The organism is Bradyrhizobium sp. WD16 (genome assembly GCF_024181725.1).
Lineage (GTDB): Bacteria > Pseudomonadota > Alphaproteobacteria > Rhizobiales > Xanthobacteraceae > Bradyrhizobium_A.
Genome location: NZ_CP028908.1, coordinates 1,385,012 through 1,406,764 on the forward strand (window position 1 = coordinate 1,385,012; position 21,753 = coordinate 1,406,764).

The 21,753-nt window shown below is 63.5% G+C and carries 22 protein-coding genes and 2 tRNA genes; 11 read left to right on the plus strand and 13 right to left on the minus strand.

The annotated features are described in order from the left end of the window. Window positions 1-6 precede the first annotated feature (6 nt). On the plus strand, window positions 7-918 hold the full coding sequence (gsiD, locus tag DB459_RS06440) for a glutathione ABC transporter permease GsiD (RefSeq protein ID WP_253712079.1): 912 nt from the start codon (window positions 7-9) through the stop codon (window positions 916-918). Window positions 919-1,060: 142 nt separating this feature from the next. Continuing rightward, on the plus strand, window positions 1,061-2,104 hold the full coding sequence (locus DB459_RS06445; RefSeq protein ID WP_256519310.1) for an isoaspartyl peptidase/L-asparaginase family protein: 1,044 nt from the start codon (window positions 1,061-1,063) through the stop codon (window positions 2,102-2,104). A 63-nt stretch (window positions 2,105-2,167) separates the two neighbouring features. Here DB459_RS06445 and DB459_RS06450 read toward each other — a convergent pair. The 6 genes from DB459_RS06450 to hisD all read right to left on the minus strand — a co-directional run bounded on the left by DB459_RS06450 (window position 2,168) and on the right by hisD (window position 5,936). Continuing rightward, window positions 2,168-2,243, minus strand: a tRNA-Phe gene (locus DB459_RS06450). 498 nt (window positions 2,244-2,741) lie between these two features. Continuing rightward, window positions 2,742-2,930 carry a DNA gyrase inhibitor YacG gene (yacG, locus tag DB459_RS06455; protein WP_253712080.1) on the minus strand — a complete coding sequence of 63 codons (189 nt, stop codon included), beginning with the start codon at window positions 2,928-2,930 and terminating at the stop codon, window positions 2,742-2,744. Window positions 2,931-2,947: 17 nt separating this feature from the next. Beyond that, window positions 2,948-3,571 carry a Maf-like protein gene (locus DB459_RS06460; protein WP_253712081.1) on the minus strand — a complete coding sequence of 208 codons (624 nt, stop codon included), beginning with the start codon at window positions 3,569-3,571 and terminating at the stop codon, window positions 2,948-2,950. A gap of 105 nt (window positions 3,572-3,676) precedes the next feature. Continuing rightward, entirely contained in the window at window positions 3,677-4,138 is a 462-nt protein-coding gene (locus DB459_RS06465; RefSeq protein ID WP_253712082.1) for an arsenate reductase ArsC, read from the minus strand. Window positions 4,139-4,146: 8 nt separating this feature from the next. Beyond that, on the minus strand, window positions 4,147-4,641 hold the full coding sequence (locus DB459_RS06470; protein WP_253712083.1) for a UPF0262 family protein: 495 nt from the start codon (window positions 4,639-4,641) through the stop codon (window positions 4,147-4,149). Then, complete coding sequence (hisD, locus tag DB459_RS06475; protein WP_253712084.1) at window positions 4,641-5,936, minus strand: histidinol dehydrogenase; 1,296 nt, start codon at window positions 5,934-5,936, stop codon at window positions 4,641-4,643. The genes DB459_RS06470 and hisD overlap by 1 nt, the downstream gene beginning before the upstream one ends. 145 nt (window positions 5,937-6,081) lie before the next feature. Here hisD and DB459_RS06480 point away from each other — a divergent pair, with 145 nt between their 5' ends. Continuing rightward, the gene (locus DB459_RS06480; protein ID WP_253712085.1) at window positions 6,082-6,315 is read left to right on the plus strand and encodes a hypothetical protein; all 234 of its coding nucleotides are present in this window, start codon (window positions 6,082-6,084) and stop codon (window positions 6,313-6,315) included. A 39-nt stretch (window positions 6,316-6,354) separates the two neighbouring features. On the opposite strand, the gene DB459_RS06485 is transcribed toward DB459_RS06480, so the two are convergent. The 3 genes from DB459_RS06485 to DB459_RS06495 all read right to left on the minus strand — a co-directional run bounded on the left by DB459_RS06485 (window position 6,355) and on the right by DB459_RS06495 (window position 8,584). Continuing rightward, window positions 6,355-6,843, minus strand: coding sequence for a DUF2948 family protein (locus DB459_RS06485; protein WP_253712086.1), 489 nt, complete (start codon window positions 6,841-6,843; stop codon window positions 6,355-6,357). Between the two features lie 15 nt (window positions 6,844-6,858). Continuing rightward, window positions 6,859-8,148: a UDP-N-acetylglucosamine 1-carboxyvinyltransferase gene (murA, locus tag DB459_RS06490; RefSeq protein WP_253712087.1), complete on the minus strand. Its 1,290-nt coding sequence runs from the start codon at window positions 8,146-8,148 to the stop codon at window positions 6,859-6,861. 253 nt (window positions 8,149-8,401) lie between these two features. Continuing rightward, the gene (locus DB459_RS06495) at window positions 8,402-8,584 is read right to left on the minus strand and encodes a hypothetical protein (protein WP_253712088.1); all 183 of its coding nucleotides are present in this window, start codon (window positions 8,582-8,584) and stop codon (window positions 8,402-8,404) included. A gap of 106 nt (window positions 8,585-8,690) precedes the next feature. Here DB459_RS06495 and DB459_RS06500 point away from each other — a divergent pair, with 106 nt between their 5' ends. The 8 genes from DB459_RS06500 to queC all read left to right on the plus strand — a co-directional run bounded on the left by DB459_RS06500 (window position 8,691) and on the right by queC (window position 16,849). Continuing rightward, window positions 8,691-9,134 (plus strand): nuclear transport factor 2 family protein, encoded by a 444-nt coding sequence (locus tag DB459_RS06500; RefSeq protein ID WP_253712089.1) that lies wholly within the window; start codon window positions 8,691-8,693, stop codon window positions 9,132-9,134. Window positions 9,135-9,294: 160 nt separating this feature from the next. After that, window positions 9,295-9,369 (plus strand) — tRNA-Thr (locus tag DB459_RS06505). Window positions 9,370-9,870: 501 nt separating this feature from the next. Continuing rightward, window positions 9,871-10,518 (plus strand): recombinase family protein, encoded by a 648-nt coding sequence (locus DB459_RS06510; RefSeq protein WP_256519388.1) that lies wholly within the window; start codon window positions 9,871-9,873, stop codon window positions 10,516-10,518. Window positions 10,519-10,702: 184 nt separating this feature from the next. Beyond that, window positions 10,703-12,766, plus strand: a complete 2,064-nt coding sequence (locus DB459_RS06515) for an ATP-binding protein (RefSeq protein WP_253712091.1) — start codon at window positions 10,703-10,705, stop codon at window positions 12,764-12,766. Between the two features lie 87 nt (window positions 12,767-12,853). Beyond that, window positions 12,854-13,999 (plus strand): YaaA family protein, encoded by a 1,146-nt coding sequence (locus tag DB459_RS06520; protein WP_253712092.1) that lies wholly within the window; start codon window positions 12,854-12,856, stop codon window positions 13,997-13,999. 14 nt (window positions 14,000-14,013) lie between these two features. Further along, a complete protein-coding gene (locus DB459_RS06525) occupies window positions 14,014-15,708 on the plus strand; it encodes an SIR2 family protein (protein ID WP_253712093.1) in 1,695 nt (564 codons plus the stop codon). Continuing rightward, window positions 15,705-16,154 (plus strand): nucleoside 2-deoxyribosyltransferase, encoded by a 450-nt coding sequence (locus tag DB459_RS06530; protein ID WP_253712094.1) that lies wholly within the window; start codon window positions 15,705-15,707, stop codon window positions 16,152-16,154. Before DB459_RS06525 ends, DB459_RS06530 begins: the two co-directional genes overlap by 4 nt. Continuing rightward, a complete protein-coding gene (gene queC / locus DB459_RS06535; RefSeq protein ID WP_253712095.1) occupies window positions 16,151-16,849 on the plus strand; it encodes a 7-cyano-7-deazaguanine synthase QueC in 699 nt (232 codons plus the stop codon). Before DB459_RS06530 ends, queC begins: the two co-directional genes overlap by 4 nt. A gap of 188 nt (window positions 16,850-17,037) precedes the next feature. Here queC and DB459_RS06540 read toward each other — a convergent pair whose 3' ends face one another. From DB459_RS06540 to DB459_RS06555, 4 genes are all read right to left on the minus strand, one after another. Further along, window positions 17,038-17,826 (minus strand): SDR family NAD(P)-dependent oxidoreductase, encoded by a 789-nt coding sequence (locus DB459_RS06540; RefSeq protein WP_253712096.1) that lies wholly within the window; start codon window positions 17,824-17,826, stop codon window positions 17,038-17,040. A gap of 161 nt (window positions 17,827-17,987) precedes the next feature. Beyond that, window positions 17,988-18,743 carry a thermonuclease family protein gene (locus DB459_RS06545; protein ID WP_253712097.1) on the minus strand — a complete coding sequence of 252 codons (756 nt, stop codon included), beginning with the start codon at window positions 18,741-18,743 and terminating at the stop codon, window positions 17,988-17,990. 625 nt (window positions 18,744-19,368) lie between these two features. Then, a complete protein-coding gene (locus DB459_RS06550; protein ID WP_253712098.1) occupies window positions 19,369-20,118 on the minus strand; it encodes a glucose 1-dehydrogenase in 750 nt (249 codons plus the stop codon). 30 nt (window positions 20,119-20,148) lie between these two features. Continuing rightward, on the minus strand, window positions 20,149-21,609 hold the full coding sequence (locus tag DB459_RS06555; RefSeq protein WP_253712099.1) for an aldehyde dehydrogenase family protein: 1,461 nt from the start codon (window positions 21,607-21,609) through the stop codon (window positions 20,149-20,151). Between the last annotated feature and the right edge of the window lie 144 nt (window positions 21,610-21,753).

A 21,753-nucleotide genomic window follows, 5' to 3' on the forward strand; every position in this document is an offset into this window, starting at 1 on the left:
GCAGCCATGATCGAGCCTGTCGCCGCCGGCACCGCCGGCTCCGCAGCCTTAGCGGCGGCTTCCGGTTCTGTCCGGACGCCATGGACTGAATTCTGGCGCAAGTTCCGCCGCCAAAAGGTCGCGCTCGTGGCGCTCGGCTTCATTGCCGTACTGTGCCTTGCGGCCATCGTCGCGCCCGCGATCGCGCCCTACGACGCGGAGAATTTCTTCGACTATGATCAGATCAACGCAGGCCCGTCGTGGGCGCACCTGCTCGGCGTCGATCCGCTCGGCCGGGACATCTTCAGCCGTATCCTGATGGGCGCACGGATCTCGCTTGCGACCGGCTTCCTTTCGGTCGCGCTCGGCAGCATCGTGGGCACCTTGCTCGGTCTGCTCGCGGGCTACTACGAAGGCTGGCGGGACCGCATCGTGATGCGCATCTGCGACGTCTTGTTCGCATTTCCGGGCATCCTGCTCGCACTCGGCATCGTCGCAATTCTCGGTCCGTCGCTCGTCAACGTCGTTGTCGCGGTCTCGGTCTTCTCGGTTCCGGCCTTCGCGCGCCTCGTTCGCGGCTCGACATTGGTGCTCAAGCGGATGACCTACATTGAAGCCGTCAGGAGCATTGGCGCCTCGGATTGGACGATCCTGATCCACCATATCCTGCCTGGCACGATTTCCTCGATCATCGTCTACTTCTCCATGCGGCTCGGAACCTCAATCATCACCGCGGCGAGCTTGTCGTTTCTCGGCCTCGGCGCGCAGCCGCCGACGCCTGAGTGGGGCGCCATGCTCAGCGAGGCGCGCGCCGACATGGTCAACGCGCCTCACGTCGCGCTCTTCCCGAGCCTGGCGATCTTCCTAACCGTGCTCGCCTTCAATCTTCTCGGTGACGGCCTGCGCGACGCGCTCGACCCCAAGATCGACCGCAGATGACGGCCAAGGCAGCGTCCGAGACCCAGCGGCCGCCACGGATCGGTCGCCTCCCGGCCGGCCCACAGGAGGCGATCTCCGACGTCGCGGGTGTCGCGGTTGAGGTGCTGCCTGAACTCTTGTCCCCCGCAGCAAAGGATCTCCCATGAGAGCGCTATCCAAGTCGTCGCATGCAACTAAGGAACAGACGCGCCCCGGCAACGGCGACGACGAGCGTGCCACGAATGAGAGGGGTCCGGTCGCAATCGCGATCCACGGCGGCTGCGGCGTTATGGCGAAGGCGGATCTAACGGATGCGGAATGGGCCGAGGCGCGCGCCGCGCTCGCCGAGGCGCTGCGCGCCGGCTGGAGGATCCTGGCCGCCGGCGGGCGAGCGCTGGATGCGGTCGAGGCCGCCGTCGTCGCGATGGAGGACAGTCCGCACTTCAACGCGGGTCACGGCGCGGCGCTCAACGAGGCCGGCTTCCACGAACTGGATGCCTCGATCATGGACGGCGCAACGCTTTCTGCCGGCGCGGTGACGCTCGTCCGGCACATCCGCAATCCGATCAGGGCCGCCCGTGCCGTGCTCGAGCGAAGCGAGGCGGTCTTTCTCGGCGGCGAGGCGGCCGACGTATTCGCCCGCGCCCAGGGCATGGCGACCGTCGAGCAGAGCTATTTCACCACGGAGCGGCACGTGAAGGCACTCGCGACGATGAAGGCGCGCCAGGCGGCAGGCGAGCAGGCCATGGCTAGCGAAGCGGAGAAGCACGGGACCGTCGGCGCCGTCGCGCTCGACCGGTGCGGACACCTGGCGGCCGCGACCTCGACCGGCGGCTACACCAACAAGCCCGTCGGCAGGATCGGAGACAGTCCAGTGATCGGCGCCGGCACCTACGCTCGCGACGGCATCGTCGCGGTCTCCGGTACCGGCAAGGGCGAGGTTTTCCTTCGCCACGCGGTCGGCCACGAGGTCGCGAGCCGGATCGCTTATTTGGGCGAGACAGTCGCACAGGCGGCGAACAAGGTCGTCCACGGCGACCTGGCGCCACACCGGATCGGCGCTGGCCTCGTTGCAGTCGGCGCAGACGGCTCGATCGCGGCGCCCTACAACACCGACGGCATGTTTCGAGGCTGGGTCGCAACCGATGGCCGCATGTGCATCGCGACCCACGACGAGATTTGGGAGTTCTGCGGCGACCGGCCGTGAATTCGCTTAATCCAAGCTCGGGATGTTCGGAGAGAGCCGTGCGTTCGCAGTTTTGAACCGGTGTGGTGCCCAGGGGCGGAATCGAACCACCGACACTGCGATTTTCAGTCGCATGCTCTACCAACTGAGCTACCTGGGCGTCTTGCCCGGCGAGGCGGGAAGAGCGCCGGTTTATAGGCAGCCAGCGCCGCCCTGTCCAGCCGCCCCAAGCTAAAAAATGGCGGCTGGGGACGGCCGGCCGAGCGCCGGCAAGCCCTTGAGGGATTTAGCGGTTCTTGCGGCGGGGCGGGTGGGCGCGGGCGCGCGGCGGGCCAGGGCGACGGGCGCGGCGCCCGTTCCGACCGGCACGACGTACTGGCTCGCCCGGTCGGAGGCAAGGTCGGGGCCGGGCGATGACGACGGAGGGGAGCGACGCTAGTGTCCTGTCTCCGAATTACCGCTTCATTTGCCTCACCCTCGCACGGTAATTCGGAGACATAAGGACACTAGCAAAATCAAAGCGCTAGTGTGGCTTATGTCTCGCAATTGCCTACGAGAGACTTGCCGCAAAGGCGGTAGGCAATTGCGAGACGCCACACTCGTTGTCCATATCTCCAGCGTCCCGGCGTACTTTAAATGCCAGGCGACGGATGAGCGATTAATCCTGTTCGACGTCGTCGTCGCGCGCCGGAATGCGGTAGGAGCCGGTCAGCCAGTGGCCGAGATCGATCTGCCGGCAGCGATCGGAGCAGAACGGCGCAGCGGCAGCGGTCGCCGGCTTGCCGCAGACCGGGCACGGCTTGCCGGGCGCAGCCGGCGCCGTCTTCTGTTTCTTCTCAGGAGGCATTGGTCTCAGGAATCATCTCAGGAGGCATCGAGCCAGCCGGAACGGATCGGATAGCCCTCGCCGCCGAGCAGGCTCGCCGTCTCGTACAGCGGCAGGCCGACCACGCTGGTGTAGGAGCCGACCAGCTTGACGACGAACGAGCCGGCGATGCCCTGCACCGCGTAGCCGCCGGCCTTGCCGCGCCATTCGCCGGAATCGACATAGCCCGCGATGTCTTCGTCGTTGAGGCGCTTGAAGCGCACCCGCGTCTCGACGAGGCGCTGGCGGAAGGCTTCCTTCGGCGTCACCACGCAGATCGCGCTGTAGACCCGGTGATTGCGCCCGGACAGCAGCCGCAGGCACTGGCTCGCCTCCTCCACCAGCTCCGCCTTGGGCAGGATGCGCCGGCCCACCGCCACCACGGTGTCGGCGGCGATGATGAAGGCGCCGCGCAGTTCGTCGTCGAGCTTGACCGCCTCGAGCGTCGCCTCGGCCTTGGCCCGGGCGAGCCGCGTCGCGCAGGCGCGCGGCAGTTCGCCCTTCCTCGGGGTTTCGTCGACATCGGCTGGGCGCAGCGCATCCGGCTCGATGCCGGCCTGGTTGAGGAGCGCGAGGCGGCGGGGCGAGCCCGAGGCGAGGACGAGTTTTTGGCGGCCGAGCATGCGTTCAGACGAAGGTCGGAGCGAGGATGGCGGGGACGAGGCCCGGCCGGCGATGGCGGCGGAAACTACCGGAAGCGTTCAAGTTCCACAACTGCGGCACAGCCGTCAGTCCGCGCCGCGCGGAACCGAGCCGAAGCGGCGGCGGATGCGCATCAGGAGCCCGTCGCAGACCTCGCGATAGGCGGCGAGCTTCTGCTCGCGGCTGCCTTCGGTGTCGGTCGGGTCCGGCGTCGGCCAGTATTCCACCTCCGCCGCCGAGGTGCGGGTGAGTTCCAGCGCCTTGTGATGGGCCTCCGGCGACAGGGTGATGATGAGGTCGAAATTGAAGCCTTCCCAGTCCTCCAGCTCCTCGAAGGTCTGCGGCTTGTGGCGCGAGATGTCCTGGCCGAGCTCGGCCATCACCGCCACGGCGAAGGGATCGATCTCGCCCTTGCGCACGCCGGCCGAGCGGACATAGAGCGTCGAGGGAAACATGTGGTGCAGCAGGCTCTCGGCCATCGGCGAGCGCACGCTGTTGAGGCCGCAGGCGAACAGCACCGACTGCGGATGGCGCGGGCGCGCATCCATCCGGCAAACTAGCCTTTCCAGTGCAGCACGGAGATCAGCGTGAACAGGCGCCGCGCGGTCTCGAAATCGACCCGCACCTTGCCATCCAGCCGCTCCATCAGCGTGCGCGAGCCTTCGTCATGGATGCCGCGCCGGCCCATGTCGATCGCCTCGATCTTGTCGGGGGTCGCGGTGCGGATCGCATGATAGTAGCTGTCGCAGATCATGAAGTAGTCCTTCACGATCCGGCGGAACGGCGTCAGGGACAACAGGTGCACCACCACCGGGGTCGCATCCTCGCGGCGGATGTCGAACATCAGGCGGTTGCCGGAGATGCCGAGATGCAGCGTATAGGGCCCGCCGGCGTCGCCCGCCGGCGCGAACAGGTTCTGCTCGATCAGGTCGTAGATGGCGATCGCCCGCTCATGCTCGATATCCGGGCCCGAACGACCGATCGATTCCTCGTCGAGGGTCACCGCGACGATGCGGTTGTTGCGGTCGTCCTGTTCGGGCGCGGGGCTCATCATCGCAGGTTGAGGCGCAATCCCACCGAGCGCGCATGGGCGTCCAACCCCTCGGCCTTGCCGAGCGTCATGGCGGCGGGTCCCAGAGCGCGCAGCTGATCCGGGCCGCACCGCAGGATCGACGTTCGCTTCATGAAGTCAAGCACGCCGAGCCCGGAGGAGAAGCGCGCCGAGCGCGCCGTCGGCAGCACGTGGTTGGAGCCGCCGACATAATCGCCGATCGCCTCGGGGGTGTGGCTGCCGAGGAAGATCGCGCCGGCATTGCGGATGCGCCCGGCCAGCGCCTCGGGATCGGCGGTCATGATCTCGAGATGCTCGGCGGCGATGGCGTCGGCGAGCGGCACCGCGTCGTCGAGCCTGCCGACGTGGATGATGGCGCCGAAATCGGTCCAGGAGGCGCGGGCGATCGCCGCGCGCGGCAGGGTGTTCAGCTGCGCCTCGACGGCGCGCTCGACCTGCGCGGCGAGCTCGGCGCTGTCGGTGATCAGGATCGACTGGGCATTGGCGTCGTGCTCGGCCTGGGCGAGCAGATCGGCGGCGATCCAGTCCGGATTGGCCGTGGCGTCGGCGATCACCAGCACCTCGGAGGGACCGGCGATCATGTCGATGCCGACCTGGCCGAACACCAGGCGCTTGGCGGCGGCGACATAGGCGTTGCCGGGGCCGACGATCTTGGCCACCGGCCGGATGGTCGCGGTGCCGTAGGCCAGCGCCGCCACCGCCTGGGCACCGCCGACGCGGTAGATCTCGGTGACGCCGCCGAGCGCGGCGGCGGCCAGCACCAGCGGGTTGAGCCGGCCGTCGGGCGCCGGCACCACCATGACGAGACGATCGACGCCGGCGACCTTGGCCGGCACCGCATTCATCAGCACCGAGGACGGATAGGCGGCGGTGCCGCCGGGCACATAGAGCCCGACCGCGCCGATGGCGGTCCAGCGATGGCCGAGCTCGACTCCGAGCGCGTCGGTGAAGCGGTCGTCCTTCGGCAACTGGCGGCGATGGAACGCCTCGATGCGGTCGCGCGCCAGCTTGAGGGCGTCGAGCGTCGCGCTGTCGCAGAGCTTGACGGCGGCCTCGATCTCCGCCGCGGTCACCCGCAGCGCGGCGGCATCGAGTTCGAGCCGGTCATATTTAGCGGTCGCCTCGATCAGCGCGGCATCGCCGCGCGCCACCACGTCACCGACGATGGTCCGCACGGTCGCCTCGATGTCGCTCGCCGCCTCGCGCTTGGTGGCGAGGAAGGCGCTGAAGCGCTCGGCGAAATCGGCGCTGGCGGAATCGATGCGGATCGGCATGGGAAGCGTCCCGGCTCGGCGAGGAAATGTGCGCTCCGACGTCCCCGTCGGAGGCCCTGCTCAATGGCGCGGCGGCCTGCCGCCGTCAACCCTTGGGACTCCCTCGACAAAGCCCCGCAAGGACGGAGGATCTTTCTGATTCGTCATGCCCGCGCTTGTCACCTGGAAGTCGATGGTTCCGACTTCCGGCATGGCACATCCTTTGCTGTCGTCATGCCCGGCCTTGTGCCGGGCATCCACGACTTTGCAGGCCATCAACGAGAAAGACGTGGATGGTATAGCGATCCGGGCCTTGCCGGATCGCGTTCTTTTTCTCATGCCGGAAGTCGGAAACATCCGACTTCCGGTGACAAGCCCGGCCATGACGAAGGAGAGCTGATTCGTCAGCGGCGGCAATGATCTAACCGCGCAGCGACGGTCAACCCTCGCCGGCCGCCGGGGCTGCCGGCGCCGGGCCGGGCGGCACCGGCTCGCCCTCGCCCTCGTCGGCGCCGAGGTCGTCGGGGCCGAGATCGGCGAGCTCGCATTCCAGGCACTCGACGTCGAGGCGCAGGGCGCCGCCGCCGGCGAACAGCAGCAGCGCGCTGCCGCCGGGGGCTTCCGCCGGGTTGAACTCGATGCCGATCAGGTCGAGCACCGTCTCCGGGGCCGCCATGTCGATATCGCGGGCCTTGCAGGCGAGGACGCGGTCGAAGCGCAGCGCCGAGATCAAGCGGTCGGGCTCGGGGATGCCGTTGAGGGTCTGGTCCCAGTCGACCCGGCGCATGCCGATGACGAGCCGCTTCTCGCGCTGGCGCCAGTGGATGTCGCCGACCGCGACGCGCGCATCCTGGACATGGGCCGAGATGACGCCGAGATCCTCGGGATCGAGCGCCGCCAGCCGCCGCCGTACCGGTGCCCGCGCCATGACCACCCCTTCTGGTTACCCGCTGATACGCTCGATCGTGGCGCCGCAGGCGGACAGCTTGTCCTCGAGACGCTCGAAGCCGCGATCGAGATGATAGACGCGATTGACCATGGTCTCGCCCTCGGCGGCCAGCGCCGCGATCACCAGCGACACCGAGGCGCGCAGGTCGGTGGCCATCACCGGCGCGCCGCGCAGCTTGTCGATGCCCTCGATGGTGGCGGTCTCGCCGTCGAGCTGGATGCGGGCGCCGAAACGCGCCAGCTCCTGGACGTGCATGAAGCGGTTCTCGAAAATGGTCTCGGTGAGGTGCGAGGTGCCCTTGGCGCGGGTCATCAGCGCCATCAGCTGGGCCTGCAGGTCGGTGGGGAAGCCCGGGAACGGCGCGGTCGCCACATCCACCGGGCTGATGCCGGCGCCGTTGCGCGCGACGCGGATGCCCTCGTTGGTCGGGGTGATCGTGGTCCCGGCCTCGATCAACACGTCGAGGGCGGCCTGCAGCAGCTCCGGCCGCGCACCGGTGAGCAGCACGTCGCCGCCGGTCATCGCCACCGCCATGGCATAGGTGCCGGTCTCGATCCGGTCCGGCAGCACCTGGTGGCGGGCGCCGTGCAGCTTCTTGACGCCCTCGATGACGATGCGCGAGGTGCCGGCGCCCGAGATGCGCGCGCCCATCTTGTTGAGGCAGTCGGCGACGTCGGCGATCTCGGGCTCGCGCGCCGCGTTGGTGATCACCGTGGTGCCGCGGGCGAGCGAGGCCGCCATCATCGCCACATGGGTGCCGCTGACCGTGACCTTGGGGAAATCGATCCCGGCGCCGGTCAGGCCGTCCGGCGCGGAGGCGACCACATAGCCGGCATCGATGGCGAGCTTGGCGCCGAGCTTATCCAGCGCCATGATCAGCAGGTCGACCGGCCGCGTGCCGATGGCGCAGCCGCCCGGCAGCGAGACCTTGGCCTCGCGGCAGCGGGCGATCAGCGGCGCGATCACCCAGAAGCTCGCCCGCATCTTCGAGACGAGCTCGTAGGGCGCGGTGGTGTCGATGATGTTGGCGGCGGAAATGTGCAGGGTCTGGCCCTGGTATTCATGATCGCCGGGGCGCTTGCCCGCGCTCATGATGTCGACGCCGTGGTTGCCGAGGATGCGCTGGAGCAGGGCGACGTCGGCGAGCCGCGGCACGTTGTCGAGGATCAGCGTCTCGTCGGTGAGCAGGGCTGCGATCATCAGCGGCAACGCAGCGTTCTTGGCGCCGGAAATCGGGATCACGCCATTGAGCTGGTTCCCGCCGACGATGCGAATCCGATCCATGCCGCCCCCAAAAAGCCCTGTCGCAAACCCGTTCGCGCCGATTTCCCCGGCGAACGGGTTCCCCGCAGACTGCCCGGCGGGGCAGAGCCGCGCCGGTCCCATTACGCGCCCGACACCCCCATTGCAAAAGGTTTCCGTTGCGCCGGCGCGGCTGGACGGGAACAGCTGTGGTCCCAAGCTATTGCGGCGAAAGTCGGGTGCGGCGGCGGTGGCGACGATGCCGGGCACGCGCGGCGGTATCGACGTAGCCGGCTCAGTCCTCGTCCGCCCCCTCGCCGTCCCGCCCTTGCGAATCGTCCGCCCCCGGTTCGGTGCGGCCGCGCGCCTGGGCCTTGCGGCGCTTGAGGTTTTCGCGAAGCGCGGCGCGGAGGCGCTCCTTGCGGCGATCTTTCGGGCCGGCGTCCTTCGACGGCGTGCGGGCGGAAGGTGTGGTCATGGCATCGATCGGCGGTTCCCCCCCGCGACGGGCGAAGGGCTGTGGTCACGGGAATATGGTAATATCTAACATGATCGCCCGTGGTGCTGAACCAGGAGCCTGCCCCGTGAGCCCTTCCTCATCGACCCTGGCCCCCGCCGCGCGCGCCACCCTCGACCGCTGGTACGGCTTCGTCAAAAGCGGCGATGCGGCCGACTTGTCGCCGCTGCTCGCCAAAGACATCGTGTTCCGCTCGCCGTTCGTCCACAACCCGCTGCCGGGCCACGCCGCAGCCCTCCTGACCCTCACCACCGTGTCGAAAATATTCGAGGATTTTCAATACCATCGCGAGTTCGTCGCCGGCCCTCGCGACGCCGCGCTGGAGTTCTCCGGCCACATCGGCGACTGGCAGCTCAAGGGCATCGACCTCGTCCGCTTCAACGACGCCGGCGAGATGGTCGAGTTCGAGGTGATGATTCGCCCGTTCAAGGCGCTGCAGGCGCTCGGCGACGCCATGACCGCGCGGATCGGGCCGCAGCTCGCCGCCTTCAAGGCCGGCGCCAAGGCCTGAAGTTGCCTGCCCGGCCGGGGCGTGGGGGCCAAAGGGTCAAGAAGGTGATTTCTGGTGCCGCGGGCGGCTTGCGCCGCCGGGGCGCTTGTGGCAAGGATCGCCGCGCCGTAGCGGGGCTGCCGGGACTTTGCTCCCGAACGATCCCCCGCCTTTCGGACCTGCTGCCGTAGCTCAGTGGTAGAGCACTCCATTGGTAATGGAGAGGTCGACAGTTCAATCCTGTCTGGCAGCACCATCCCTTTTCTTTGAAAGATCGTAGCCTATTGGAAGGCTTGAGCTTTTCGCGCCGCCCCTGTTACACACGGGCGTTGCACGAAGGTTCGGAGAATGGGCCCGCCCTACGAAGCCCTCCGGCTCCGACAACTGGTATTTCCGAAGGCTCATCCCGGCTGATGTCCAAGCGATCTTGGCGAAGGCTGCCGAAGGCCCAGCGACCACCGCACCGGTACAAAGGCCACACCAGCATCTCGCTCAGAACAGCGGATCGCTCTGTTGCCAAGGCGAGATGTCCCGATATCGCCGCACAGGTCGAGCGCACCATCGCGACGCTCCGCGCTGGCCTTACGCCGCTCAGCGTCAAACAAATCAGCGCACTCACCGGCGAACTCTACATGGGTCATTGCCGAAGCCCTTGAGGGCACGTCTGTCGTAACTGCTGCGCAGTGGTCCCGTGTAGCCGAAGTGAACCAGCAAGTTCGTCGCGGTGAGTACGGTACGGTAGCCAAGCTGGGCATCCATAAGTCCTCACCGGTTCGTATCCGCACCTCTATCGAGCAACGCTTCGGCCCAACAGGAAGCCGTGCGCAACTATCTCAACGGTGGCCAATGGTCGCTCGCGGTAGCGTTCACCGAGGTGGAGAGCGGCAAGAGAGATGAAAACCACCCTCAGCTCGCCAGGGCCCTACAGACGTGCCGCGTCTATGGTGCCAAGCTCCTCATCGCCAAGCTCGACCGGTTGTCTCGCGACGCGCATTTCCTACTCGGGCTGGAGAAGGCTGGCGCAGACTTCGTTGCCGCTGACATGCCGCATGCAAACCGACTCACCGTAGGCATAACGGCAATGGTGGCAGACGAGGAGCGCCGTGCGATCTCAGACCGTACTAAGGCCGCCCTCGCAGCGGCCAAGAGGCGCGGCGTCGAGCTGGGCGGCGATAGGGGTGCCCGGCTCTCGCGTGCCGCACGGAAGGCTGGCCGGGATGCGCAAATGGCTCGTGCTAACAACCGAGCCGCTGACCTCGCGCACATAATTCGGGACTTACAAGCCAGCGGCGTAACCTCGCTCAGCGGCATCGCGAGAACACTCACCGAACGGCGTGTCCCCACGGCTCGCGGCTCAAGTGAGTGGACTGCGGTGCAGGTGGCGCGGACTGTGGCGCGGCTGTAGCGGCCCGCCGAGGGTCGGCCATTGCGGGCGACCCTGCTGGAGGCTCCGTCGCCGCTGCGCATATTCATTTTTATGCGGCTCCATCAGTGTTTTTGTTACCCGGCGCATGGCCCCCCTCTCGCGAAGTTCGTATTTCTTGAAGGGACGACCTTACGTTGCTACAAGCAGAGCCGGGGGATTTGCAATGGTCGTCTTAACTCTCAAGGCCAAGAACGATCATCTACAAAGGGTCGCGAGCACCCGCGACAACATCAAGGCCATTGCAGAATATGTTTGGAACGCGCTGGACGCCGACGCCACCGAGATAAATGTCGAACTCAGCCGCACACCGCTAGGCGGGATTGTCGGTATTGTAGTTCGTGACAACGGATCGGGCATCTCACAGAGCCGCGCCGAACACGACTTCGAGAGCCTTGGCGAATCCTGGAAACTCCATACTCCAAGAACACCCAAACGCGGACGGGCGATACACGGGAAAGAAGGTCAAGGAAGACTGCGCTTCTATTCGCTCGCGCAAAGGGCTCAATGGACGTCAATTTATGAAGCCAAAGAGGGCCATTTCCAGATCAAAATCGAGATAGATGCTAATCATCTACAAAACAGCTCCGTGTCGGAGCCGATCTCCGTTTCGGCCGACGAACCGACAGGCACGGTCGTTGAGCTGTCACCGCTGAAAAACACCTTCGATTGGCTTGGCGGCGATGACGCTCGATCGGAATTTGATTCAACGTTCGCGCCCTACATTCTGCAATACCCCGATGTTAAGATCGTCTACGATCAACATCCAGTTGATCCGACGAAGACCATCGAGCATTCATATCAATTTCCATCCCAGCCGATTATCTGCTCTGGCCGCACAGTTAGGGATCTTACGCTGCGCGTCATCGAGTGGAAGTCGCATGTTGCTGAACGTAAGATCTACTTCGGCGGTGAAGCAGGGGTCGTCCTTGGCTCGTTGCCCGCAAGCGTCACAGCGCCGGACTTCAACTTTTCGGCTTATGCTTATACGCCCTTCTTCAACGAAATCGCGAAGGCTAATCTTCTCGAATTCGACGGCGGGCTCACAGACCCCGCCTTCGCGAGGGTGCTGGAGTACATTCGAGATACTTTGGGCGACTACTTTCGCGCCCGGAAGGCCGAAAAGTCTGGTGAGCTTATCCAAGAACTGAAAGATGCCGGCGTCTATCCTTACGAAGGAGACCCTCGCGATGAAATTGAGCGACATGAACGGCAAGTCTTCGATATCGCTACGCACGCCGCTGTTTCATATTCAAAAGACTTCAAGAAGGCCGACAATCCTCTAAAGAAAATCGCACTCGGCTTATTGAAAGAAGCACTGAAAAATAATCCGGAGTCGGTGACACGAATCCTCAAAGCGGTCTTTAATCTTCCCAAAGTCCGGCAGGACGAGTTCTCTCAGCTGCTAGAGAGAACAGAGCTGGGCAACATCATTTCGGCATCCAGCTTGGTTGCGAACCGGATAGTCGCGCTGGAGGTTCTTCGCGAGATCGTTTTCGAACCAAAGCATCGAAATACGATCAAGGAGCGAGGCGAACTCGATGCGCTCGTTCGAGACAACACGTGGATATTCGGCGAAGGGTTTCACCTAACAATGGCAGAAGCGGGCCTGACCAAAATTATGGACCGTGTGTCGGACGAGCTTGCGTTAAAGCGAAAGCGAGGCGCCAAAGTTCGTAAGCCGGACGGACGAATTGGCCGGATCGATTCATTCTTGGGACGAGTAGTTCCCAGAGAGAACGCCAACCAACATGAGTATCTTCTCATCGAACTGAAGCGCCCGTCTTTGGAAATAGGCCGAAAAGAGGTCGATCAACTTGAGGACTATGTGAACGCAATTCTAGCTCAACCGGATTTCGTCAACACCTCCACTCAGTGGCACTTTTTCCTCGTGACGACGAAGTACGACGACGTGGTCGGGCAGCGCATCACTCAAGAAAACCGTCCGGCGGGACTTTTTATCGACAAACCTAATCACCGAGTATGGATCAAGTCTTGGGCCGAGCTGATTCGCGAGTGCGACGCGCGGCTTAAATTTGTGCAAGAGAAGCTTCGCATTGAGGTTTCGACCGAAGAGATTCAGGAAAGGATTGCTCGGCTCAAGGCCTCGGTCTTGAAATCACCCGATCAATCGCAATTTGATCAGCAGCGAACGGGCGAGCCTTCGTTCGAATTCGACAATACGGCCCCGGTTAGCGGCAATGGTCAGCAACCTCAGCCCAATTCATAGAACTCCGCCCACTCGCCGCTCTCGAACTTATGCATCCAGCCCCGGCCTCGAATGAAACCAACTAGTGCACAAACATTCCTGGCTCGGTTGGCACTCACCAGCTCTGATTCGATACGGCCCGATGCGGCGAGCTTCTTTGCTCTCATCTCTTGCAGCAAGAGCAAGGGCGGTCACAAAGACATTGCGCGGGACATGTACGTATCCCCCCTGTATCGCAAGTCGGTTCAACTTGCCGAGCTTTGGGGCGTGCCATTCTACATTTTGTCGGCGAAGTACGGCCTGCTGCGTCCCGACGAGCTGATAGAGCCTTACGAGCAGACCCTTAAGTCAGCAACCAAGAAGGAAAGGCAGGAGTGGGCTCAGCGAGTAGACAAGCAACTACGCGAGCTTCCGCGCAAGGAGTTTATCGTACTCGCTGGTGACGACTATTTTGCTCCGCTCGTTGAGGCAGGCAGCCGCGATCCATTGAACTATTTCGCGCCGATGCGCTCTTTATCGCTAGGAACACGCCTCGCCTATCTTAATGAGGCACTCAAGATTGAACGGAGGAGCGCTGCGGTCAGAGCAGCGTATGAACTTTTTGAAAAGATGTCAGCATCGCAGATGCCGCCCCGCCTCAGCGACTTACTAACGAGCGACCTTCCGACGCACGGAGTGTACTTCTTCTTCGACGAGTCGGAGACGACTAGATTTTCAACGATCATTCCACGACTTGTTCGCATCGGCACACATGGAATTTCTGCGGGATCGACAGCCACTCTCAGAAACCGACTACGAACTCATTTCGGAACGAGGGCGGGACAGGGCAATCATCGAGCCTCAGTGTTCCGCCTTCACGTTGGCCGCGCCCTCATTGAGCGTGATAACCTCCAAGGTCAATTTCCGGATTGGGGCAAAGGACAATCCGCTCCCCGAGAGATCACCGATCGCGAAGCCGCTCTAGAGGCCAAAGTCTCTCAATACATCGGAAATCTTCGTGTCCTCGCTATTCCGGTTATCGACACGGCCGGCAAGAGCAGCATGCGAGCAACGGTAGAGCGGCAATTCATCGCGATGTTCACCGAACACCTTTGCGCACTTGAATCCGGTAGCCCGAATTGGCTCGGGAAGTTCTCTGACAAGCCGAGCATCAAAGAAACGGGTCTTTGGAATGTTCGGGACGTTGGCGAACAATACGACTTGAAGTTCATGACGTTGCTTGAAGCATATTTGAACAAGAGCAGTCACCGCTAGCAGCAGAGAATCACATGCCTACCGGTTCTCCACTCACAGACGCCATAAAACAACAACCTAAGCTACCACTGTGGCTCACACATCTTTGGCAGCGAGCATCCGAACACCGGCGCCTAGGTCTCATCTTGGGCGCAGGGGTATCGTTCGACGCAAAAGTCCCCTTGTGGGGTAAGCTAGTCAGCCGCTTAGCGGAGGCGGCAGGAATCTCTGCCGAGATTTTGGCTCAGCACCAAAAGGAACGCTTTCCAGAAACGTTCCTTGCCGAGATTCTCTACCGGCATCACCATGCAGATCACCCCAAGTCTGCGGACAATCCTTCCGACCGCTATCACGAGTATCGCGTCAACTCAGCTTGGAAACAGAAGATCCGGGAATGCCTATATCGAGATGTTGGTGACAAGACATTCGAGGAGATTGCCAAGAAGCACCCCTACCTGAAGGGCCTAGCTAACTTGGTCTGCAAATCCGGATTTACCGTCACCCTCAATTTCGACGATATCGTTGACCAAGCGGTGACTGCGCACGTCGAAGAGATTCTGACGGCCGCACCCGAAACCGACATAGCCAATCCTGAAATCATTTATCACCCGAAGGTCGAAACACGGAAGCACGCCCCGGTCATATACCATATCAACGGCAGCCTTCCGCGTGATCAACCGCGACGCAGCAGCGCCCATGTAGTACTCACCGAGGACGCGTTTGCCGACGTAATGTTGTCGCCGAACTCTCACAACGCAGAATACGTAATCAATCAATTCGCGGTGCGCACCTTCGTCTTGCTTGGGCTATCTCTCAATGACAACTCGCTAAAGAATATCCTGAGGTCGAGCGCAAAACGAAATCCGGCCAACCACCATTTCATCATACTTCACGAATTGGACGACAACCCAAGGTCGGCCGCAGTCCGGTCTGACATTTTCGAGGTTAACCTACACGTCTACAACTTGATCACGATATTCTTGACCACGGCCCAGCATGCGCAATTCATCGACGTGCTGAACGCCTCATCAGCTGCGCAGTTTGACGAGATGCTACTCGCACTTGGGGCGCAGAGTACCATTCACAGGAAATACTACATCGTCGGCTCCGTTGCATCCGGAAAGAGTTCGACTGTCGATGCATTGCGCTGCTTTACGACATTCGAAGAATTCAGCGGACGTGTTCCGAAAGAGATGTATCGAGACGATACTGGCCTCACTCAGGATGAGCAGAAGATTGTTGACAACTACCTCTTCCCCCGGCTGATCGAGAAGAACAGGAACATGATGCGCCCTAACTCCGGCGTACGCGTCATGGATCGTGCGTTCCTTGACTTATTCGCCTTCTCTAAGAACGGGGACAAAATCGAAATCAAACGAAAGGCTCTTGAACTAAAGACCCGCATCGAACAATACAAAAAGCCGTTCGAAGATGGACACTTGTTCTTTCTCAGCGCATCTTCCGACGCTCTCGAAGAGCGCTTGTTACAGCGCAGCTCCTCAAAAGAGGCCGATGGTAAATTCGGCTTTGAGTTGGAGACGCTAAAGAAGCAGGACAAAGTTCTCAGGCAAATCTATCGAATTAAAGATGATCAAGTGCTCGATACAAGCCACCTTACGACCGGAGAAGTCGCCAAGGCAATTGCCAGAAAAATCCTGCTGGACGACTATGAAGAGTTTCCGTTTGCGGAACGCCTCGGAGAAATTATTGACGGGGATGGGGCGCTTTGATTTCTAACCGACCTAATATTTATCTCGCTGGTCCGCTGTTTTCTCCTCAAGAACGCCAGTGGAATGTCCTGCTGCGCGATAGCTTGATGGGGTTTGCGGACGTTTATCTACCCCAAGAAGATGGCTCCCTACTCGTCGATCTCGTCGCGAGCGGAATGTCTGTGGAAGAAGCTAAAAGCTCGATTTTCTCTGCGGACATTCGCGCCATCGATCGATGTGATATCCTCATGATCGTCATGGACGGGCGGGTGATCGATGAAGGGGCGTGCTTCGAGCTGGGTTACGCTTACAGTCGCGGAAAGATTTGCCTTGGCGTAAAAACAGACGTTCGGTCTCTGCTTCCTGTCGGCGACAACCCAATGATCGATTGCGCACTCCGTAAGATATTTAGGGACATCGATTCTGCGTGTGATTGGATTCGACGTCGACAATGGGAGCAGCATTGAGCAACTCAGCGGCACTGGTCCTTTTCTCGGGCGGCCAGGATTCCGCGACGGTTCTCGCATGGGCTCTCAAGAACTATGAGCGGGTCGAAACGATCGGCTTTGATTATGGCCAAAAGCACGCTGTAGAGATGAAGCAGCGAGCGATTTTTCGATCTCGCTTAGCTGATGAATTCCCCGATATGGCCACTCGGCTCGGGCCAGACCATGTGGTTGCACTTGACCTTGCCGGTCAGATCGCAGGGAACATCGCTTCGATTGACGTCTCCCGAAGTGAGATGCTCCTTCGGAAGAAATATATCCCCGGACGAAACCTCATAATGATGTCTTTGAGCGCAAGTGTAGCGTTTCGGAGGGGCATTGAGACGCTCGCTTGTGGCGTCAGCGAGACCGAATACTCAGGTTATCCCGATTGTCGGCGTAAGGCCATGAACGCCATAGAAGTAGCGCTGAACGAAGCAACAGGCTTTTCATGGTCCATACAATGCCCCTTGATGGAGCTAGACAAGGCCGGGGTCTGGAGGCTGTCGAGTGCCCTTGGCGGCAGCGCCTTATTAGAACTCATCAGGGAAGAAACGCATAGTTGCTACGAAGGCGTGAGAGAGAGGCGGCAACCCTGGGGATACGGATGCACACAGTGCGACGCCTGCCGACTGCGAGAGAAGGGCTGGCGGGAATTCACTGCGGCCTCGGTGTAGCAATTTAAGCGGATTTCATCCGTAGATATCTGCTCCCGCCACTGATACACACGCACCATTGGCGGGGCGAAAAACCTCAATACTTTCAGTAATGAAGGTGCTCTCGATCACAGTTCAATCCTGTCTGGCAGCACCATCCCTTTTCTTTGAAAGATCGTAGCCCGCGCGATCGGACGGCGCTTCGCGCCCTAGCCGTTGCGCCGCTCGCCGCGCAGGGTCGGCAGGCCGATGCCGGCGGCATCGAAGCCGCCGTCGACCGCCAGGATCTGGCCCGTGATGTAGCTCGAGCGCTCGCAGGCCAGGAAGAAGATCGCCTCCGCCAGCTCCTCCTCGAGGCCGTAGCGGTTGAGCGGAATGGCGTCGTGATAATCGGCCCGGATCGCCGGCGAGTGCACCGCCTTGGCCATGGCGGTGTCGACCGGCCCCGGCGCGACGGCGTTGACGCGAATGCCGAGCGCAGCCAGTTCGACCGCGAGCTGTTTCGTCAGATGGGCGAGGGCGGCCTTGCTGGTGCCGTAGGCCGAACGCAGCGTCGAGGCCCGCACCGCCGAGATCGAGGTGACGTTGACGACCGCGCCGCCACCGTGCTCGCGCATCAATTGGACGGCCGCCTTGGTGCACAGGAACGAGCCGGTGAGATTGACCGCCAGCACGCGATTCCAGTCTTCGTCGGAGGTTTCCAGCAGCGGCGCGAACACGGCGATGCCGGCATTGTTGACCAGCGCATCGAGCCGCCCGAACCGCCTCCTGATCTCGTCGATTGCTGCCGCGACCCCGGCGGCGTCGGACACGTCGCAATGCAGCGCCAGCGTGTCCTCCGGCCGCGCGATTTCCGCCTCCGCACCCGCAAGCAGGTCGCGTTCGATGTCGAGCAGGGCGACCTGCCAGCCTTCCGCCAGGAAGCGCCGCGCGGTGGCGAGGCCGATGCCGCGCGCGGCGCCGGTGACGAGTGCAAGCTTTTTCGGGGAGGACGTCATCGAGACTCCGTTGTCGGCCGCTAGTGTCCCGTCTCCGAATTACCGCTACGTTTGCCTCGCACTCGCACGGTCATTCGGAGACATAGGGACACTGGTTGATCAGGATGGCGGGCATGGGGGCCGTCTTTCCCGCGCCGGCTCTCAAGTCAAACCGCAATCATTCAGCCGGTCTTGCCCGGCCGTGGCCGGCAGTTGTAGGCGCGGCGGAAGCCGGCGGCGCGGGCATCCTCCACCGAGCAGAACCAGCGCTGCGGCCTGGTCACCGTCGGATAGCTGCGGCAGCTGCGCTCGTGATAGATGCCGACATTGCCGGTGAGGCGGGCGCGGACCGAATAGCGGCCCTTGATCGTACAGCCGGCCGGCATCGAGGCCTGCTCCGGGAAGATGACGCGGCGGATCGCCGCGGCGGTTTCCGGTTGGCAGGCCGCGCCGGCGAGCGGCGCATCGACGCGCCATTTGCGGAAATCGATCGGGGCGACGAAGCAGCCCTTCCACAGCCCGAGCCGCTTGTCTTTTGCCTCGGCGACGTCGGCCTTGAAGGCGCTTTTGGCCGGATCGCTTGCAACGGCGAAGCCGCGCCGCGCCAGCTGCTGGTTGAGGCTCGCCGTCTCGCCCTCGACGAAGCACAGGCCGCGGCGACGGCCGCGGAGGAGCGGATCGGCGCCCTTGTCGTCGCAGCGCAGCGCCCGGCCGGCGACCACGGCCGCGAGCTGGTCGCGCGCCGTGACACCGCAGGCCCAGAGATCGGCATGGTCATCGACGCACATCTGGTCGAACTCCGGCGCATCGACGCCGTCGAGCGAAAACACCGTGTCGCCGATCCTGACCGTGTTGCCGTCCTTCACCACCGGGGCGGCGGCGCGGCTCGCGGCGGGCCAGATCAGGATCGTCAGCAACAGCAATATGAAACGTCTCATCGCTCAAAAACCTTCGGCCGAATGGTCCGCAATACGGCCGGCCCCGGCACGCTTTGTCCAGCGCCGGCGGATCGAGGTTCACAGAAATCGACCGGCGCCTGCGCCGCCTTCGTCGTCGGGCGTCGACCAGGCGAGCAGTCATGACGCTGGCATCCGCCTGCAACTTCCGCCGTGCGATTTCCGGTTCCGGCGCCCCTCGCCCGGATCGCTAAAGCGATCCGACCTCTCCCCGCAAATGCGGCTACGAGTTTCACACATCTGGGCGGCGACAACGGAGTGAAAAGATGCGCCCGGACCTTCGTTTTCGTCATGGCCGGGCTTGTCCCGGCCATCCACGACTTGCTTGCTGCAGCGTCGTGAAGACGTGGATGCCCGGCACAAGGCCGGGCATGACGATTGAAAGGCTGAGAGAGTGGCCGTCTCTCTCTGCCGTCGTCGCCCGCTTCAAGCGGGCGATCCAGTACTCCGCGAGGGTGCGAAAGGGCAGGACGGTGCGTCAGCATTCCATCGATGTCACCCTTGAGCACCGCCATCGACGACACGGATTACTGGGTCGCCCGGTCTGCGCCGGGCGACGACGACCTGGGGTGTGGCGGCCGCCCAGATGTGTTTGAAACTCGACCGGTCAGACCGTCCGGCCGCCGTCGACCGGCAGCACCACGCCGGTGAGGAATTCGGCCTCGTCGCTGCCGAGATAGACGCAGGCATTGGCGATGTCCGAGGGCTTCGACATCCGGCCGAGCGGAATGGTGCCGACGAATTTGGCGCGGTTCTCCGGCGTGTCCGGCACCCCCATGAAGGATTCCAGCAGCGCGGTCTCGCCGATCACCGGCGCGACGCAGTTGACGCGGATGCCGTCCGGCGCGAGCTCGACCGCCATCGACTTCGACAGCAGGTTCACCGCGCCCTTGGTGGCGTTGTACCAGGTCAGGCCCGGCCGCGGCCGCGAGCCCGCGGTCGAGCCGATGTTGATGATGCGCCCCTCTTTCTGCCGGCGCATGATCGGCACCACCGCGTTGGTCATCAGGTAGATCGACTTCACGTTGATGGCGAAGACCTTGTCGAACTCGGCCTCGGTGACCTCGAGCATCGGCTTGTTGCGGAAGGTCCAGCCGGCATTGTTGACGACGATGTCGAGGCGGCCGCCGGCGTCGACCGCCTTGCCGACCGCGGCCTCGATATCCGCCTGCCTCGTGACGTCGCCGGCCACCGCGAGCGCGCCGTTGCCGGCTTCCGCCGCGACCCTCGCCGCGCCCTCGCCGTTGAGATCGAGCACCACGACCCGCGCGCCCTCACGCGCATAGGCCTGCACGATCCCGGCGCCGAAGCCCGACGCTCCGCCCGTCACCAGGGCGGTCTTTCCCTTCAATCGCATTCCTCGTTCCTCTCTGATTTGCGATTTCGATCAGCCGTGCTTGACGACCATGGTCTTCATGGCGGCGAGCTCATAGAGCGCCTCGAAGCCCTTCTCGCGGCCGTGGCCGGATTTCTTCATGCCGCCGAACGGCAGCTCGATGCCGCCGCCGGCGCCGTAGCCGTTGACGAAGACCTGGCCGACGCGGACCTTGCGGGCGACGCGGATGGCGCGGGCGCCGTCGCCCGACCACACCCCGGCGACGAGGCCGTAATCGGTGCCGTTGGCGAGCGCGACCGCATCGGCCTCGTCGTCGAACGGCATCGCCACCAGCACCGGGCCGAACACTTCATCGCGGGCGAGTTCGCTGTCGCGCCCGACATTGCGATAGAGCAGCGGCGGCACGAAGAAGCCTTCCGCCGGCACGCCGTCGGCGATGGCGCCGCGCGCCACGACTTCGGCGCCGGCCGCCTCGGCGCGCGCCAGCATGGCCTCGATGCGCTTCTTCTGGCCGGCGCTGATCACCGGGCCGAGATCGAGATCCATCTCCGGGGTGCCGGCGGTGAGTTTTGAAAACCGCGTCGTCAGATCGGCGAGGAAGCGATCCCAGATCCTGCGCTCGACCAGCACGCGCGATCCCGCCGAGCAGGTCTGGCCGGCATTCTGGACGATGGCGGCGCAGACGCTGGTCAGCACGGCGTCGAGATCGGCGTCGGCGAACACGACCTGCGGCGACTTGCCGCCGAGTTCGAGGGTGCAGCCGACATGATTGCGGGCCGCCGCCGTCTGCACCAGCGCGCCGACCTCGGGACTGCCGGTGAAGGAGACGAAGTCGATGCCGGGATGAGCCGACAGCGCGGCGCCGGCCTCCTCGCCGAGACCCGGCACCACATTGATGGCGCCGGCGGGGAAGCCCGCCTCGGCGGCGAGTTCGGCGAGCCGCAGCGGCACGAGGCAGGCTTCCTCGGCCGGCTTGACCACCACGGCGTTGCCCATGGCGAGCGCCGGGCCGAGCGTGCGGCCGAACATCTGCCCGGGATAATTCCAGGGAATGATCTGGGCGGTGACGCCGAGCGGTTCGTAGAGCGTCGTGACGAGATAGCCGTCGAGGAACGGGATGGTGTCGCCATGCACCTTGTCGGCGGCGCCGCCGTAATATTCGAAGTAGCGCGCCACCGCGACGACATCGGCCCTGGCCTGCTTCATCGGCTTGCCGGTGTCGGCGGCCTCGAGCTTCACCAGTTCGTCGGCATGATCCTCGACGAGCCTGCCGAGCCGGCTGAGCAGCCGGCCGCGCTCGGTGGCGGTCAGCCGGCCCCAGGCGCCGTCCAGCGCCCGGCGCGCCGCCTTGACGGCGAGATCGACATCGGCGGCCTCGCCGGCGGCGATGGCGCCGATCACCTGCCCGGTGGCAGGCGCCAGCATGGCGATGGTCCGGCCCGACTGCGACGGCTGCCACTTGTTGTCGATGAACACGCCCTTGGCGGGCGGCAGCTTGACCGTGACATTCATGGCGTATCTCCCTGGGATCAATTCCGACATGCCAAAGCTCCCGCCTCCCGCACCGCGAGCGAGGCCGGCTTTCGACATGTTACCATTGTGGCATGGCGGCGCGCGGAGCGCGAACCCCGCCGCTGCAAGGGTCCTGCGCGGCCG